We start from the raw sequence: 16,834 nt of genomic DNA, 5'->3' as shown, positions 1-16,834 counted from the left end.
GCCGATCTGCGCCTGTGGAGCCCCGCGACCGTGACAGCGCTCATCGAGTGCGCTTGCGCGGCTACTGCGCGTGGTGCCGCTCGCGCCACGAGGTTGCATGGCCGTGATCGTAGGAGAAGTGCACATGCCGAAGCGCAATGAATGGGGTGTGGTGTCAACCCTGACGATCGTGGGGGTTCGGTGCTGTCGTTCGGCCCGGGTGCTGAGTCGCCCCCGCTTCTAGGTTCGACTGCATGGAACGAAGGTTGCGGACGAAGGTCGGGGCGGGTCGTTGGTTGGCTGCGTTGAGTGCGTTGGTCGCCGGAGCGGGGGTGGTCGTCTGGCTTGCCCCGGGCGGGCTCGGCGAGGCTGGTGCGGTCGAGGTCACGGACGGGATCTCGGTCTCCGCGTACCGTTCGGTGATCGAAGGGGTGGCGGACGCGCCGTCGTGGGCGGGCCTGTTCTTCGAGATTGCGACGGAGGGCACTCTGGTCGTCCTCGGGGCGCTGTTGCTGTGGATGTGGTGGAGCGCGGTGCGCCGCAACGATGCCCGGGGGGCAGCCGGAGCCGTACTGACCGGGGTCGGCACGGTGGCCGCCTATGGGATCAGTGAGGCGGTCAAGCTCGTGGTGGATCAGGAGCGGCCATGCCGTGCACTCACCATCGGCAGCGATGCCATTGCGGAATGCCCCGAGGTGGGGGACTGGTCGTTCCCCAGCAACCACGCCACCCTGGCAACCGGGCTCGCGATCGGCCTGGCCGTGGTGTGGCCCCGACTCACCGCACTCACACTGCCGATCGCCGGCGCTGCCACCCTGCTACGCGTCCTCGTGGGGGTGCACTACCCTCACGATGTGCTGGCTGGTGCGACGCTCGGCGGGGCAGTCGTGGTCGCCGTGCTGATCGCCTGGATGCCACTCGCCGAACGCACCATGTCACGGTGGAAAAGGCACCGCAGGGACGATCCCGGCCTCGTGGGCCACCACCGCGGCAGCGGCCCGGTTGTCCACGGCCAGGCGCGCGAGGATGGAGCTCACATGGGCTTTGACCGTTCCCTCCACCAGATGCAGCCGGCGCGCGATCTGCGCATTGGACAGTCCGCTCCCGAGGAAGGTCAGCACGTCCCGCTCCCGAGGGGTGAGGGCGTTGACCCGGTCACGGGCGGCGGAGCGTCGACCGGCCAGCCCACCCGCACCGGTCGACGCGAGATGGGCGATCACCCGGGCAGCGACCTTCGGTGAGAGATAGGCGGCGCCCTCAGCCACTGCGTGAATCCCCGCGATCAACTCTTCGGGTTCTCCCGACTTGATCAGGAAGCCGGCCGCTCCACCGCTCAGCGCCTGGAGGATGTAGTCGTCTTCACCGAATGTCGTCAGGATGATGACGTTGGCTTCCGGCACCGTGCTGCGGATCTCCGCAGCTGCTTCAATGCCGTCGATGCCCGGCATGCGGATGTCGAGCACGGCGACTGCGGGGCGGTGGAGCCGAACCTTCTCCACCGCCTCGTGCCCGTCGGCAGCCTCGGCGACCACGTCGATGTTCGGATCCGTAGCAAGAACCGCTCGCACCCCCGCGCGAATCATGGCCTCGTCGTCGGCGACCAACACGCGGATCATCGGGCGCTCACGGAGCCACAACATCCACAGAGACCAGGGTGTTCTCCCGAAAACAGAGCTGGTATGCATCCCCGGACCGGCTGTCGAACCGGTCGGCCGTCATCGCGTAGTACTCGCACCTCGTACCGTCTCCCCTTGGTCCCACGGTCCGCAACCGATGGGTGATCTGACGGTCCGGCAGAAGGCGTCCCACCTCAGAACGATCCTGCCCGACCTGCAACCGGGCGAAGTCCCCGGGCTCCAAAACCGCCTGCGATGCCGTCAGCATCTCCCATCCGACGAGGCCGCCGGTCAGCAGCGCCCCCGTCATCAGCGGTAGTACGGCCGCGTTGACCAGTGCCCGGCCGGCGCGACGCCGAGCGCGACGGTGTTCCTGTGGCAGATTGACACCGCTCGTCGCCACCAACGGTGGTGGCTGGGACGGAGTGATGTGCGGAAGTCGAGCGATAGCCGTGAACCCCCCGTCACGGGGACCGTGATCGAACGACCCACCAACCAACCGCACCCGCTCGTCCAGGCCGAGGAGACCACGGCCCCCGCCCTGGGGCCGTGCCTCCACCGAGACGGTCCCGGAAGGTGGACCGTTCTCCACCACCACCGTCGTTTCCGCGGCCGTACGCGTCACGCGCACCGTCGCCGTAGCACCGGGCGCGTGCTTGGCAACGTTGGTCAACGCCTCCTGCACCACCCGAAGGGCCGCCCGCTCGACCATGGGCGGCAAGCCGTCCATCTCGCGGTCAAGACAGAGTTCGACCACGAGGCCGGACCGGGACGCCTCCTCGGCAAGCTGCGCGATGGTGGAACCGGACGCTGCGGTCGGCGCGTCGTCACTCTCCTCGCGCAGAACCCCGATGACTTCTCCGAGACGCTCCACTGCGGCTGCCGCCCTGACCCTGATGTCTCCAGCAGCCTGGCGATGACGCTCGTCCAGGTCGGGAGCAAGCTTCAGAGCGCCGGCCGACAGCGCGATCAGGCTGAGATCATGCCCCAGAACATCGTGCATGTCCTGCGCGATGCGAGCCCGTTCACGCAGCCTGGCTTGGCTCGCGACCAACCGCTGCTCGCGCTCAAGTTGCTCCGCACGCTCCCAACCCGCCCTGACAAGCTCCTGATACTGGCGCCAGAACCGGCCGGCGAACCACGACAGCATCCCGGCGACCACCACGGCCACGAATCGGCTCCCCAACAGGAGCCATTCAGGCACGACGGACACGGCCACCATCCCGGCAGTGAGAACCGCGCCCAGTGCGAACACCGCCGGACGAGCCCGCCCCGGCCGCCGTCCCGCCAGGAACGCGGCGACCGCAGTCGGCACGGCCCACCACAGACTCACCACGCTCAGACCGGCGGCCGTGGCAGCAGTCGTAGCCAGCACGCTCGCCGGATCAAGAACCCACCGCGCATCATCCGCCCCGGTCACACTGCCGCTCCCTACCCTCTCCACCGCAACGACCATACGGGTTCCAGGACCCGCCCCCGCCCTGAGCCCTGGCACTATCCGATCGACGCTGCTGCACCGGCACACCCCTCTCACCAGCGGAGAGTTCCCGTCTCTTGGACTGTCACCGTCCCGGAGGCGGAACTCATGAGGAGTGAGGGTCATCCTGAGGTAGGACCGTGCGCAGTGTGACCCCTGTCGAAGGTCTAGCGGATGCGCTCGACGTTCGCTTCAGTGGGGTTCTATCGACGTCGGCCCCAGGGTGCGGATCACGAGATCGATCGCCGTGGCCAGACGATCGAGATCGTGGCCGGCGCGCTCTCGCACCTGTAGGCCGAGCACCGTGGTGAACCTCGCCATCTCTTCAGGTGTCTGCGAGACGTCACTCTTGCGCGTCGGCGTGGCTGTTCCATGCCCGGGTATGAACCCGGGCATGGAACAGCGCAACAAGGCCGTGGCCAGCCACTTCCTGGAAGAGACAGACGACCGGAACCGTGAGACCGCCTACACCCACCTGTGTACCGCGGCCTATCTGGAGCACGACCCGGCCATGCCCCAGGAGACAGTGGATCGAGAGGAGGCCGCGCAGATCTACCAGGAATTGCTCGCGGCCTTCGAACTGAGGCACACCGCGGAGAGCATGGTGGCCGAAGTGGATCTGTTGTGCGCGCGGTTCACCGTGCGCGGTCGCCATATCGGTGAGTACCAGGGAATCCCTCCATCCGGCAGGACCTTTGAGGTATCCGGCCAGGTCACCTTGAGGTTTCAGGGCCCAAAGATCGACGAGGCATGGTTCAACTGGGACCACCAAGGTGCTCTGGAACAACTCGGCGCTCCACCGCCCTCCACCTGATGACAACAGGCACGGAGACGCGACACCAGCTATCGCTTGCGTATGGGGTGTCAAGGCCCTTGGTGCCGTTGCCGACTTCCGTAGACCACCCCTACGACCGACAGCACCAGGAAGAACACGGCGGCCCCACTCGACATCAGTGCCAACACGGCTGCTCCGCCGCCCTCTACATCGTCTTCACGGGCGGCCGACTGTAGGTCGTCGGCCTGGTACCGGACGATCATCCGGTCGCCGACAGAGCTCTTGCCGCCGCCGCTGCCCACCGGCAGGTCTGCCACTACTGGCTGTCCGTCGACCTCGAACTTGACCTGGCAGTTGCCGGCCATGCACGAGCCGTCCCTGTGCAGCGTCGCGGACACCCGTTCGCCGTCCTGGAACGAGCGGAGGTGTTGGGCCGCGGGAAACATCACCAGTATGGCCAGCGCGCCCAGCAGCAGCGCGAGTACCAGCGACATCAGCAGGGCCGTGCGGGGTCGCAGGGTGCGAGGGGCCATGTTCCGCTGGTACACATGGGAGGTTCCCGCGTTGGGTGTGCCGTGCAATTTCTCCGCCCCCGTTTCAGTCTGTGTCGAGTGACGTGCCACATCTCATGTGTGGACCGCGCTTCGTGTCCGTCTCTCTGAACAGGGTAAATGGGAGGACGGCTTGATATCGCGTGTTGATGTCGGCACACCTGCCACGCCCTGCCTGCCCGCTGTCGGCAATGAAGGCAGCTCGCTGCCGCCTTTCGGCGCGGCGGTGGTTGGGGGCGGCGCGGACGGGGCGTCCGTGTGGAGACCCTCGCCAACTCAGGCACGGTCACCGATCGTCGTTGAGTCAGTCGCCCGGAATGAGGTCCCGAACACCGTCGAGGTCCTCTGCCGTCCGGCCGCGGACCAGAAGGCTCGTGCTGTCGTCGCGCAGGAGTACGTCCTGGCCCAGGAACCAGCGGCGTGCGTGACTCCCCTCGTCGAGGGGATCTGCGGGGAAGGGACACTGTCCGTCCCGCTCATCAGGCGGACCGGGCGGCCGGACTGCGCCGACCGAGCGGGTCCACGACGACCAGGTCGTAGCGCGCGCCCGCCGGGACGGGGGCGGGGTCCTTCCACGAGAGGGCGGCAGTTCCGACGGGGAGGACCGCGCGTTCCTGCGGAGCGCTGCCGGGCGTGCTCCGGTAGATCTCCAGTCGATACGGCGTACTCGAAGCAGGATGCGCCGTCGGCAGGCCGCTCAGGGCAAGGTTGACCGAGCCGTCGGCAGCCGTGGTGAGTACCGGAGCAGCCGGAGCCGCTGGGGGGAGGGAGGGGACGAGCAGGGAACCGGCCGGCAGTGAGGGTTCGCTCCACATCCCTTCTGATTCGTCCCCGATCGCACCCCAGACGGGTTCCACGCCGCCGTCGACAAGTTCGGCGGTTGTGCCGGGTGGCAGGGGAGGTTCGGCCGGGTAGCGCACCTCGGCGTACCAGTCGGTGTTGACGAAGGGGCTGAGTCGACTCGCCGGGACCGCCAAAGTCTCCGTCCATGGCCCGCCACCGCTCGGCAGCTTGAGTTTCCCGCTCGTCGACACCGGGGCGAAGTGACGGTCGGCGCCCGTACGGGTATGACGGATCCGGAACTCGGGCGCCTTGCCCGCCCCCGTGGTGAGTGGCTCAGGCCGCAGACCTTGGGCGCGTACGGTCAGGGTGAGTCCGCCGTCGGGCGTCGTCGTGGCGTCCACCAGGGGCGGGGGCGGCCGGTCGGCGCTGGGGACCGCGACGGGTACGAGACCGCAGGCGGCGAACGCAGGCTCGGCGCCGCCCGCGGTGAGCGGAACAATGCGGATGAACTGGATGCTGCGTAGTCCTCCGGGGAGACGGGTGGAGAAGTGGATCAGGCCGTCGGCGTCCGCGGTACCCCCGATTTCGCCGAGGAAGGTGAACACCCCCTTGTCGGTGAGGCGTCCGCGGGCGGCATGCAACGGTGATGCCTGCGCGGCCCTGACGGGACTGGTGGGCAGGGTGAGGGCTGGCTTGAGTGAGCCGGCGAGGCGGCGTGCGTCACCGAGGTAGACCCGGTAGCGGGCGGCGCCGGTGCGTGGCGGCCAGCGCAGCGACAGTTCGGCCATGCCGGTGGAGTCCGGACGCCCGGTCCAGATGACGACGGGGGAGGTGGGCACGGCCTGCGGCGCCCGGGCGTCGTGGGCAAGGACGTGGGTCGTGGCCTCGTCGGACGAGGCGCCTGCCGTATTGACGAACCAGGCGGTGATCGGCACCGCCCGCTGCTGTCCGACCGTGAATGCCTGGGGCTGGGCCTCGACGAGCACCTTCTGGTCCTGGACGACCGGCCGCGGCGGGAGTGCGACCCCGTCGACCTCGACCCGTAGTTCGGCGATGGGCGCGCTGCCGGGGGCGGTGTGCCCGGGACCCGGTACGGTGCAGCGGAGTCGGAGCGTGCCGGGAACGCGCGATCCACTCGTACCGTCGTCCGGCGCCGCGTCGAAGGTGCCCTCCAGCACGGGCGGAGGTGGCGCCGGCCGTGCTGGCAGCGGTGCGGAGAGGTCGTAGGCGCCAACGTCGAGGTGATGGGACCACTGGCCGAACTCGTCCGCACTCCAGACCCGCCAGCTCGCGCCGTCCGCGTCCACGGGCACGGCGCCGTCCTCAACGACTCGGCGGTTGTTGCCCGCCCAGTTCGGTACGAGCGGCATGGCTCGGCTGACGTGGTCCTGCCCGGGTGGCGGTTCGAAGCGGTGCAGGGCTACAGGCTTCCCCGGTGCCGTCCGGGCGAAGCCGACCATGCCGCGGGCCGGCTCGTCGCCGAGGGAGACCGTCTGCCGCCAGGTCTCGGGGCCCGGGTGTTGCGGGTCGGCGTGCGAGTTCCAGGTGCCAGGGGGATCGGCGGCGAGTGGGAAGGGGGCGGGCGGGTCCGGTTGTGCGTTGCCCGCGGCGACCGCGAGTGCGAGCAGTGTCCGGCAGCTCCAGGGACCGGACTCGCCGCCCTGCCGGTAAGGGAGGTCGGCGATGATGCCGGGCGCATCGGGGAAGCAGTCGTCGAGGGTGTGGTCGAGGCCGCCGGGCAGCGAAGGCGAAGGACCCAGGACATCCTCCAACGTGACCGGGAAGCCGAACGGGCTGCCCGGCGCGTGGACGATGCGGTGCCGCTGCACGGCCCAGCGGGCCGCGATGAGCCAGATGTTGCACTCGTCGACCGAACCCGTGGAGTCGTACGGCACGAGGGTCGCGAGCCCGAGATAGCGGGCGATCTGCGGGTCCACGGCCATCGTCAGGAGCGATGGTGTCACGGGGGCCGTGGCCCGGCCGGTCCGGCCGTCCGCCAGGGTGAACGTGTCGCTGAAGGCGGCGACGGCCGGTGCGGTGGCAGGGTCGCCCCAGCCGCTGGTGAGCCATGGGTCGACGAAGTCGGGCCCGATCCGCTCCATGATCCGCTGAGTCTCCGCGACCGGGTCGATTCCGCCGGTGGGGGCGTCTGGCCCGAGTTCGTCCGGCGGGCCGAGCCGGGGCGGAACGCCCGACTGGACACGGTCCTGGGCGGCGTCGAGCGGGTGGATCCTCGGATCCTCGGCGTACCAGTGTTCCCGCAGCTTGATCGGCAGCCCGAAGATCAGGTCGGGCTCACCGAGTTCGGACAGGTAGACGTACGACTGCCGTATCCCGATCGTCTCGCCGATGGTTCCCCGACCGGTCGCCCTCAGTCGGACGACGGGGGTGTGACCGAAGCGGTACGGCTCCGCGGTCCGGGTGGCGAGGACACGGTTGCCGCTGCCCGCCGTTAGGTTCGCGTCCAGCAGATCCAGCCGCAGCCCTCGGTCGTCGGGCACGAAGACCTCGGCCCAGATGTATGGGTCGTCGGCGGGGGAGCCGAAGAGGCATCCCTCGGCCTGCCCCTCGGCGTCCTCCAAGTGGAAGGGGGTGGACAGACGATGTCCATTGGCGTCACGCCACTCGATCCGCATCCGCTCCGTCTTGCCGGGGGACAGCCGCCAGGCGGCGAAGGGGTGCAGCGGGAAGCCGAGCCATGGGCTGACCTTCACTCGCAGATGGAAGCCCTCGGCCAGCCAGGTCGAGTCGCGTCCGGCGAGGGCGCTTGCCTGCAACAGTGCGGGAGGGGCGATGGGGGTACTCATGGCAGGTCCCTCGCAAAGGCGGGCGTGGACGGTACGGGGCAGGTGACATCGGCCGTCTTCGCAACCGTGGCGACCTCCAGGGGCACGTCCTGCACGGTCACGGACAGGACGAGCGGGGCGGTCGGTGCGAAGGGGCTGTCCGTGAGGAAGAGGATTCGGTCCCCGGAGCTGCTGCGGATCACGGTGGTGAAGGCATGGGAGCCACAGCGCAGGCTGTTCACGCGCAGCCGGCCGCTGTAGCCGACGATGCCAAGGGAGTCGGTCCGGTGGATCGGTTCGGGTGCCTCCAGCAGTACGCCGTGGAGGGTCCAGGTGCCTCCCTTATCTGTCCACAGCGCACTCGTGCGTCCTGCGCGGGCGGGTGTGAGCCGGCCGATCCCGAGGCGGGCCAGGGCTTGTTCGAGGCCGCCGTCCGCGATGGTCTCCCCGGCGGGCATCGTGATCCGTGTGGCCTGCAGATCACCGGCGAGTCCGGCGCCGCCGGCGCCACCCTGGGCGAATCCGAGGTCCGTCAGGAGCGCGGCGGGGCCGCTGTAACGGGAGGTGCTGAAGATCCCGCCGCGGATCGCCGCGCCGCCCGAGTTCCCGGAGCTGCCGGAGTCGAGGAATGGGAAGGCGAGGGAGAGTTCGTATGCGCACTGCGGCTGGAGCTTGGGTCTGCCGCCGAGCGTGGCGCCCGGCTTTGGATAGGGGCAGGCCCCGGACGTAGCCGTCTCTTCCTGGAGCAGTAGATCGGCTGTTGGCTGTGCCTTGGAGACGACGGCCTGCCACAGGTGATGCGCCGCGGGGAACGTCTGTTCCTCAAACGGGTCGGGTCGACCCTTCGTCGGGTCCGTACGGCGGACACGGACGAGCGTGTCGTGGTCGTAGACGGCTGCGAGATCGGGAACGTGGTCGACCTCCAACTGGACCCCGACGGGGTCGCCGAGGAACCAGTTGCTGGTCTTGTCGCCGGGCGTCCAGGAGAGCAGATAGCGCTCCAGGTACACCGGGTCGAAGCGGTCCGTCTTGTGGTGGATCGTGGTGGCGGCGACGAAGGAGTCGTAGTGGGCCTCGGCCACGGCGGGCGTGCTGCCCTGCAGGTACTGCGTGTTGTTGCTGGGGGCGGGCCCTGACATATCGGCGGTGCGGAACCAGTAGCGGTCCGTGTGATGGACCACGTTTCCGTCCTTGCCCTCGCGGCGGCCCAGGCCGTCGAGGCCGATGTCCACGCGGTAGACGGTGCCAGGCCGCAACATCGGCCGTGGCGTGACGGCTGCCGCCTTCGTCGCCGCGACGCCGCCCGACTGCTGGGTCGCTGAAGTGGCGGCGACGGCGGAGTCCCAGGACTTCTCGGTGACGGCCCGGAGGCCGAGTACCTGCGGAGCGAGTGCCGGGTGGTACCTCAGGACGATTCCCCGGTAGACCCCGTCATCGCGTTCGTAGCGGCGGACGAACGTGTCACCGATGCCCGGCTCGTCGCCCATGGCCGGGAACGGAGTGGACGCACCGTCGGGCCTGATCAGACGGACCTCCATCCGGTCTGCGAATCCGTCGGGCCAGACAGGCAGTTGCAGGCCGAGGCACGGATCGCGCAGTTCCTCGGAGAAGGCGAGGACGACGTCGAACCACATCTCGCCGATCCCGGGAGCAACCTCGTCCGGGTCGATGTCGAGCGGCAGCCCTTCCACATGCGGAAGGGTGAAGGCGCCCGTGAAACCGCGCCCGAGCGCGTCGAGCGGCGCGCCGAGGGCGACGGGTGTGCCGAGCCGCAGCGGGAAGGTGTACGGGAACAGGCCGATGGTGGGATCGTCAACGGGGAGCTGGCCCCAGGTGGCTTCGACCACAGCGTCGAACACGGACGCGAAGGCGCCGGACGCGGGCTCAGTCGGCAGTCTCCAGGGGCTTCCTGGACCGGGCCGGCTGCCCAGTCCGCCGAGCATCCACCCAGGATCGGCCGTGTACCGCGTACGGCAGCGGTGTGCGATCTTCTGGGCGGGGTTGTTCGGGTCGTGGGCGCCGCCGTCGACTAGTTTGCGGGTCCACAGGGCCGTCTCCCAGGTGAGCAGTGCCAGTTCGCGGGCGCCCCGTTGGCCGGGTGCCCCGGCCTTGATGTCCTGCCAGGCGGCGTCGAGCGGCCCGACGACCGGTGTCTCGGCTCCCGTGGCAGGGTCAATCGCGGTCAGGTTGAGCGAGGTCAGCGTGTACGTGTGGCTCACCCGGTCGTTGCCGACGACACCGTCCCCGATCTCCGTGGCGTTCCAGGGCAGCCGGTCGGTGAACGGGCCCGGCTGGAGGCTGCCTGCCGGGCCATTGGTGAATTGCAGGAGGGGAATGGCGTCCGGCCACACGATCGGCAGGGAACTCGCCGGCGGCCGGGTCTCGGATCGGACGGCGTCGGCTGTCTTGGTATAGCGGTGGTCGGCGAGGGCGACCGATTCGAGTGGCCAGTCGGCCGGTTCGGGGATCGTGCTGCTCTTCTCGCCGAGCTCGACGGTGACACAGCCCTGCAGGCTGAAGAAGAAGAGGTCGACCTCGCCGCAGACCTTGAACTGGAGCCACCTGTCACCGAGGTCTGGGGCGATCTGGAAGGCCACGTCCGCGCTGGCGCCGATGGAGACCGGCCCCAGGTGCAGGCTGCCGGACAGGTGTCCGGCGCCAGCGAGCAGCAGCGGTCGGGTGCCGAGGGCCAGCAGGACGGACGCGCTGACGTCGACATGGATGAGCGGGATGCCGTACCGGGCGGTGAACCCGGCGCCGAAGCCGAGCGAGAACCCGGTCGGAGAGAGCGTGGAGTCCCCGCCGAGCTGTGGGATGCCGTCGCCTTCGACCATCAGGAACGCCCGGGCACCGACATCGAGGAAGTCCGGCAGCACTCGTACCTGCAGGGGGCCGGGCCCGCGGTTGAGCACGTTGTCCGAGCCGAGCCGGACGTACCAAGCGCGGCCCTTGGCGGGGAACCGTGCGCCGAAGGGTGCGTCGATGGTGAAGAGGACCGGCACTTCGTAGTGGGCGCGGAGCGCAGCCGTGACGCCTTGGTCGTCGATGGCGAGCGCGCCGACGAGGCTGCCGCCCGCGGCCGGCGGCCCCAAGTCCTCGGTCATCTGCACCCGGGGCGACAGAAAACGGCCCTGGAGGCTCGCCCGTACGGCGACGTCCGGAAGTCCGATCACCAGGACGCCCTGGGAGCTGAAGGTGAAGCCGAGGTCGGGGGCAGTGCCGACGACCACGCCGAGGCCGAACACGCTGCCGTCGGCGCAGGTGTAGGCGCTGGTCTCGAACGGGTCGAGCCCGAGCTGGAATAGGACGGGGTCGTCGTTCGGGCCAGGGCGGGGCAGTTCGGCGTGGACGCCGAAGACACCGCCGAGCCCGTAGAGGCCAAGTCCACTGTTGGCCAGCGGGATCGGTCCCGGCAGGTCGGTCCGCAGCGAGAGGACTAGTTGGTTGACGCCCGAGTCGCAGGGCTTGTACGTGAGCCCGGCGGCTGCGGCGACGTTGAGAGGAACGATCTTGGCGGCCAAGGCCAGGTCCAGTTGGCCCGCGCCGAGCGATGCCTTGCCCTCGCCCTCGAACAGCCCCGGCATCTCCAGGGAGGCGTCCAACCCGCGCAGCTCGGGACGGAGGGCGCCACTCGGCCCGAGAGTCACGCGGATGACCGCCCCGCTGACCTTGACCGGACCGAGGTCGAGGGCGAAACGGAGGTCGATCTCGAACCATTGTGAGCCGTGGCCGGAGCGGCTCCCTAGCACGTCGAAGAGGTTCTTGAGGGTTCGACGCGATTCGACCTGCCAGCCCCCGGGGTCCTCGACGTCCACATCGGCCTCGCCGTAGGAGAGGTGGAAGCGCTCAAGTCCCGACTGGGCGAAGTCGACGAGGAGTCGGACATTGCGATAGCGCAGACGCATGGGAACCGTCGGCTTCATACCGATGCTCATGAATCCGAGGTCGATGGTCCTCACCTGGACGTCGACGCTGTAGTCGACCCGGAGGGAGAGTTTGGTTCCGGCGGGCGCAAAGCCGGAGTCCACTTCGACGGCGTGGACGGTGACCGTGCCGTCGTCGAGGAAGGCGCTGAGTCCCGCGGCTGCCACGAGCAGCATGTGCAGTGTCGCGCCGAAGCCGTCGTACGCAGTCTGCTGCGGCGCCGGTTCGGCGGCGTCGGCCATAAAGGCGGTGGCGAGGGCCGCGGCGGTGACGACGACCTTGCCGGGTGCGTCCTGCGCCTTCACGGAGAGCAGCCCCTGGTCGCCGCCGGCCTCCACGACGAGGCCGAAGTCGAAGTCGCTCGTGCCGGACCTGCGGGTGAAGCGGCCGGTCACGCGCAGCGGGCGGCCACCGAGCAGCTCGATCGTGCCGATCTGCGGCGGTCCTGGGGCCTTGTCCGGACTCCATGTGGTTCGGAGCTCGATCATGGTCGGCAGTCCGGATGCGAGCGAGCTGGCACCGGGGTCGTCCCAGACCACGGTGGCGTCGAAAGCAGGGCGTGCCCCGTCGGCCGAGATGTGGACATCGGTCCGTCCGTAGAGGCCGACCGGCATGCCGAGATCGAGATCGACCGGGATCGGCCCCGCTCCGACGAGCGGGGTCGTCTTGGGCAGGAAGAGTTCCGCCCCGTGGATGGCGATACCCTGCCAGGCCGGCGTCGCGGACGGCGGCGGCCGGCCGGCCCCGCCGGTGCCAGCAGCGATCGGTGGGGGTGCCAGTGCTGCCGACGAATCGACCGTGAGCCCGCTCGGAAGATGGAGCCCGAAACCCTGGCCGCCCAGCAGGAAGGCGGCCGGTGTGGTGCCGACCGTCAGCATCCCTTGCCCGGCGGCGTCGAAAGCGACAATGCCCTGCCGCGCGGCCTGCCCTGCACTGCCCTCGATCCGCACGGCCAGCGGATCGGTGCCGTTGAGAGTGAGAGCGACCCTGTCGACGGCCGGCGCTGCGACGATTCGGCGTTCGCCGGTGGCGGTGTCGAGCTGGACCGTGGCCGGGCCGCATGCAGCGGGCAGTTTCAGCAGCCCGCTGGCCGGTGTGAGGTCGAGCTGAAAGCCGGTGGGCGCGGCTGCCGGTCCGGTCAGCCGGAGGGAAAAGGGAACCGCCGGGCCTGCCGGGTCGATGGAGAGCTGGGCGAAGCCGCCGATTGAATGGTGAAACGTCGCCTTGAGCTGTCCCGAGAACGGGCCGGCGGCGGGCCCGGCCGGCAGTGGCAGATCCGTCGCGAGGTCTTCAAGGAGCTCCTGTACGGCGGACGGAAAGACGATGCGGTCGTACGCACCCGAGAGGAGGGGCTTGAGGAAGCTGAGCATCGGAGTGGCCATGAGCATTTCTTCTTCGCGGTGTTGAGCAGCGAAAGAGCTGACGGTGGGATCGCCCCGTATCGGTGGCGTTCCGCTGATCACGACTCCTTGAGCCATGTTCTTACGACCATGGCCTTCGACTGGCCGGTGAACGTTGTGCCCGACCGGCAGCGAACTATGAAGGAATGGCCGGCAGTGAACTATGAAGGAATGGCCGCGTGCATCAGAGCCAGTGTGATTGCGTCGCGCAGATTCTGGTCGACGCCGCCGACTGGCATCGGCGGGGTGCGGCTGGCGCGGAAGGCATTGATGGCGGTTGCGGTCTGGGGGCCTGGAACGCCGTTGACGGTACCGGCGTCGAAGCCCAGTGATCCAAGGGCTTGTTGGATGCCCGTGGTGTTGTAGACGTCGATACGAGCATCTGGCGGTATGGGGCCGGCCGAACCTGAAGGTAGGCGGGCTGCCAGGTCGAAGTGCATGACGTCGCCGCTTTCGGCGGAGCCGAAGTCGCAGACGCCCCAGCGCATGGTCGGCAAGGGTGGGTCGCTCGCCAGAGCGAGCACCAATTCGTGCCGGAGGTCGAGAAAGCCATTCGCCGGATTCCGGGTGCTGGTCGGTGCCAGTGCCACAGGACCGAACTGCAGGGGGATACGGGCCACCTCGTAGTCGCGGAGGATCTGGGTGAACCAGAAATCGACGTCGGTGCTCCAGCCGGGATGGTTCGCCCCGAAGGCCGGGTCGGAGAGGGCGGCGGAGATGTTCGAGGCAGCCACGGCGTCCGGCCATCGCTCCGCTGCGGAAATCCCTGCGAGGAGGGTCGCCTTGGAGGCGCTGAACGCATTGGCGACCGGAGTGCGGATGAGGCGCGGCGGTGGAACGAACGTAGTCGGTACGGTGGGCTTGAACACGAGTTGCAGGTAGCGGCTCAACGCGTTCGACGCGACCCCGAAACGCTGGAAGACACTTGTGGTCGGCTCTCCAGGAGCCCTGGCGCCTATGCTCGCCACCGAAGACGAACTCGTGAGAAACGCCACGGCCCGGTCGAACACCACAGTTGCGCGTAGTCGCATCATCCGCAAGGCGGAGGCGGGCGGGGCTGATGTGGATGGCGCCTCGCCGCCGTAGACGACCTCGCCGGCTGAGGTGGGTGTGCGGACAACGATGTACGGGTTGGACTCGTAGTTGACGTCAATTGCGTCCCCGGTCGTGTGCTGGCCACCTGGATGCGCCGCGCCGTGGTTCTGGCGGAGCCCCGCCCACTCGGTGATCGTGCCGGGAAACCCAGAAATGCTGTAGATGGCGGTCAAACCTGCTTCGGCGGCCACTAGCCTGAGTTGCATCGCCGAACTGACACCTCCGTCGCAGTTCTTTCCCAAGAATACGTGGGTCGTTGGCGTCACGATTCCTCCCTGGTATCCCATCTTTCGGCGACGTCGAATCGCGTGTCCCGGGCGCCCGACGTTCGTCCCAGTGGTGCTGGGGCACTGAGTTGGGCCTTCTTCTCAGCCATCGGACCGACTCACACCGAGTAGCGCTCGGGCCTGCTTGCGGGCCTGGCGCCGGATACTCGGCAACACAACCACCAGCAGTTCCGGAACTGCATCCTTCGACAGTCACTGTCAGGGCACGAAGGAATTCATCACGGCTTCTGCCATCGTCGCGACCGGTTCGAACAACTTCCTCTGTGTTTGCCCGTCTTGAATCACATTCTGCCAAACGACAATAAACTCCAGCTCGCGCAGAGTGTCACGGACAATGAGAGCTTCCGAGAAGACCTGTTTGTTGGATTTCAGTGGTCCTATGCCTACCTTTCCGTGGCTGGCGATGAAACGCCCGTTCGTGGGCCAGATCGGTGGGGTGGTCTGGTGGAAGAAGTTCCCGGCCCGTGCCATCAGGTCCTTCATTTCCCCACTGCTCAGAGATCCGACGAGCTTGTCGTCTGCCAGAAGGGTCATCAACTTCGCCAGATGCCATACCGTGGTGCCCTGAGCGGTGTCCAGGTCGTTGATGCAGGGAATGCGCGCGGCCCGCCAAATCTGGGCGTAGTCGCCGGCTAGCCACACCCCCTTGGATGCTCCATCGAAGAACCCGTCATCGGCGATCTTGCCGTCGAGGTACGGGTATCCCAGACCATGGATCGTCGTCGTGGCGCCAGGGTTGTTCTGGAACACCATCATGTCTTCGAACGCGTCCTTCTGTGTCTGAGTGAAGTCCACGATGAAGTCTGGACCCGTGCCGAGTGTGAGAACGGCCGAGTAGTCGGGCCTCCTGCTCTTGTCCTCCGGCTTCAGCACTGTGGAGCCGTTGATCAGCGAAGGCGTGTGGGCAGTGATTTCCGGATTGAACTGCGCTTTGAGCGCTGCGTCGATCTGGGGCCAGGTGGTCAAACCGCCTCCGGAGGATGCCACTTGGTCGGCACTCGCCCGCAGGTCGAATGCCGCATACATCGCGGCGATCTTCAGCAGGCTGCCCGAGTAGTGCTCCTCCTGCTCTCGGAGGGCCGCCCAGGGATGATCGAGTGTGCCCTGGAATCCTGTGAGCGCAACAACGATCAGGGCCATATTGTTGACGTTGGGAGCCCCCGCGAGTGACAGCGTCTGTCGAGTGGCATTCAGGACGGACTGCATCGCCGGTTGGGCGGTCGATGCCAGCGGGTTCGCGTAGGCGCCGGTGAACAGAGACATATGAGTCCTCCCGTCTCGAACGAAGACGGGGCGCAAGGGAAGATCGTGCAGACGATGGAGACGCGATCGTTCCCACCACCATTGACTGGACAGGGAAGCCTCGCGGTGAGGGAGTTCAGTTCACTCGCGATGGAATCATCGCAACCTCCTGCGCCCATTTTCCCATAGGCGATGGTGATTCGCCTCTCGGACCTGGAGCCTGCGTCAATCGTTCCGGCCGCCACGCCAGGGGAAATCGGCGAGAGTTGATGAATCTGGGACAAGAAATCAGCTTGCCCAGCGCCCTCAGGATGTCGTCCAACAGTTCCGCCCCGCGCTGTCGAAGCGGGCGATCGATCTCGTCGCCGGCCTCCTCGCGATTCCAGGGCCAAGCGGTGGACTCGGTGAAGAGTTCATCCGACGGGACCCCTTCGGTTGGTCCATCCGGTCGACTTGTTGCTCGGGTGGCGGTGGCCATCGCGGGAAACCGCGGGGGAAGCGAGCTGGCGCACGGCTCCGGGCAGGTCGGGCCGTTTCCACCCTGCTCCATCCGTGTCTCATATCACCGTCCGGAATGTGGGCGCTACTGTCCGACGCCGACTGATCCCTCTAAGGTGGCGGGTGCAGCTGGTTCGCTCTGCCCTCCAGGTAGGCGCGTCGTAAGAGGGAACCCGGTGGGAATCCGGGACTGCCCCGCAGCGGTGAGTGGGAACGACCGCCGTCATACGCACTGGATCCGGGCAACGGTTCTGGGAAGCGACGGCCAATAGGTGCCCGCCGGGAGACCGGTAGGCGTGCCCACGAGTCCGAAGACCTGCCCGCTGTCCGCGTACGACCCACTCGTACGCGGTATCCCGGTGACCTCGTGGGCGGGTTGTGGGCACCCTCAGACATAGTCTGAGGGGAGTGCGTATCAGGT

The 16,834-nt window shown here is 68.0% G+C and carries 9 protein-coding genes, 1 pseudogene and 1 riboswitch; of the genes and pseudogenes, 2 read left to right on the top strand and 8 right to left on the bottom strand.

What is annotated here, in order from left to right:
• Positions 1 to 233 precede the first annotated feature (233 nt).
• Positions 234 to 968 (top strand): annotated as a pseudogene (locus OID54_RS01175) (phosphatase PAP2 family protein); the annotation flags it as partial.
• Here OID54_RS01175 and OID54_RS01170 read toward each other — a convergent pair.
• The 3 genes from OID54_RS01170 to OID54_RS01160 form a co-directional block, all read right to left on the bottom strand.
• Entirely contained in the window at positions 915 to 1,595 is a 681-nt protein-coding gene (locus OID54_RS01170; RefSeq protein WP_329012523.1) for a response regulator transcription factor, read from the bottom strand. The pseudogene OID54_RS01175 and the gene OID54_RS01170 sit on opposite strands and share 54 nt — an antisense overlap.
• A 7-nt stretch (positions 1,596 to 1,602) precedes the next feature.
• Complete coding sequence (locus OID54_RS01165; protein WP_443055506.1) at positions 1,603 to 3,051, bottom strand: sensor histidine kinase; 1,449 nt, start codon at positions 3,049 to 3,051, stop codon at positions 1,603 to 1,605.
• Between the two features lie 213 nt (positions 3,052 to 3,264).
• Positions 3,265 to 3,393, bottom strand: a complete 129-nt coding sequence (locus OID54_RS01160) for a hypothetical protein (RefSeq protein ID WP_329012519.1) — start codon at positions 3,391 to 3,393, stop codon at positions 3,265 to 3,267.
• A 73-nt stretch (positions 3,394 to 3,466) separates the two neighbouring features.
• Here OID54_RS01160 and OID54_RS01155 point away from each other — a divergent pair, with 73 nt between their 5' ends.
• Complete coding sequence (locus OID54_RS01155) at positions 3,467 to 3,886, top strand: ester cyclase (protein WP_329012516.1); 420 nt, start codon at positions 3,467 to 3,469, stop codon at positions 3,884 to 3,886.
• Positions 3,887 to 3,936: 50 nt separating this feature from the next.
• On the opposite strand, the gene OID54_RS01150 is transcribed toward OID54_RS01155, so the two are convergent.
• The 5 genes from OID54_RS01150 to OID54_RS01130 all read right to left on the bottom strand — a co-directional run bounded on the left by OID54_RS01150 (position 3,937) and on the right by OID54_RS01130 (position 15,936).
• Entirely contained in the window at positions 3,937 to 4,380 is a 444-nt protein-coding gene (locus tag OID54_RS01150) for a hypothetical protein (RefSeq protein ID WP_329012513.1), read from the bottom strand.
• Between the two features lie 497 nt (positions 4,381 to 4,877).
• Complete coding sequence (locus tag OID54_RS01145) at positions 4,878 to 7,988, bottom strand: hypothetical protein (RefSeq protein ID WP_329012510.1); 3,111 nt, start codon at positions 7,986 to 7,988, stop codon at positions 4,878 to 4,880.
• Positions 7,985 to 13,273 (bottom strand): hypothetical protein, encoded by a 5,289-nt coding sequence (locus OID54_RS01140; protein WP_329012508.1) that lies wholly within the window; start codon positions 13,271 to 13,273, stop codon positions 7,985 to 7,987. Before OID54_RS01140 ends, OID54_RS01145 begins: the two co-directional genes overlap by 4 nt.
• A gap of 179 nt (positions 13,274 to 13,452) precedes the next feature.
• Complete coding sequence (locus OID54_RS01135; protein WP_329012504.1) at positions 13,453 to 14,592, bottom strand: peptidoglycan-binding domain-containing protein; 1,140 nt, start codon at positions 14,590 to 14,592, stop codon at positions 13,453 to 13,455.
• A 279-nt stretch (positions 14,593 to 14,871) separates the two neighbouring features.
• Positions 14,872 to 15,936: a hypothetical protein gene (locus OID54_RS01130; protein ID WP_329012501.1), complete on the bottom strand. Its 1,065-nt coding sequence runs from the start codon at positions 15,934 to 15,936 to the stop codon at positions 14,872 to 14,874.
• Between the two features lie 590 nt (positions 15,937 to 16,526).
• Positions 16,527 to 16,751: riboswitch (cobalamin riboswitch) on the top strand.
• The last annotated feature ends 83 nt before the right edge of the window (positions 16,752 to 16,834 follow it).

It is taken from the genome of Streptomyces sp. NBC_00690 (assembly GCF_036226685.1).
In the GTDB taxonomy this organism is placed as follows: domain Bacteria; phylum Actinomycetota; class Actinomycetes; order Streptomycetales; family Streptomycetaceae; genus Streptomyces.
The sequence above is the reverse complement of the archived record's forward strand: the minus strand, read 5'-3'. Positions and strand labels throughout refer to the sequence as shown.

Excerpts from the sequence above, each read along its gene's own strand:
- OID54_RS01130 (WP_329012501.1), bottom strand. The coding sequence starts at position 15,936 with ATGTCTCTGTTCACCGGCGCCTACGCGAACCCGCTGGCATCGACCGCC.
- OID54_RS01170 (WP_329012523.1), bottom strand. The coding sequence starts at position 1,595 with ATGATCCGCGTGTTGGTCGCCGACGACGAGGCCATGATTCGCGCGGGG.
- OID54_RS01150 (WP_329012513.1), bottom strand. The coding sequence starts at position 4,380 with ATGGCCCCTCGCACCCTGCGACCCCGCACGGCCCTGCTGATGTCGCTG.
- OID54_RS01165 (WP_443055506.1), bottom strand. The coding sequence starts at position 3,051 with ATGGTCGTTGCGGTGGAGAGGGTAGGGAGCGGCAGTGTGACCGGGGCG.
- OID54_RS01140 (WP_329012508.1), bottom strand. The coding sequence starts at position 13,273 with ATGGCCACTCCGATGCTCAGCTTCCTCAAGCCCCTCCTCTCGGGTGCG.
- OID54_RS01145 (WP_329012510.1), bottom strand. The coding sequence starts at position 7,988 with ATGAGTACCCCCATCGCCCCTCCCGCACTGTTGCAGGCAAGCGCCCTC.
- OID54_RS01135 (WP_329012504.1), bottom strand. The coding sequence starts at position 14,592 with ATGCAACTCAGGCTAGTGGCCGCCGAAGCAGGTTTGACCGCCATCTAC.
- OID54_RS01160 (WP_329012519.1), bottom strand. The coding sequence starts at position 3,393 with ATGGCGAGGTTCACCACGGTGCTCGGCCTACAGGTGCGAGAGCGCGCC.
- OID54_RS01155 (WP_329012516.1), top strand. The coding sequence starts at position 3,467 with ATGGAACAGCGCAACAAGGCCGTGGCCAGCCACTTCCTGGAAGAGACA.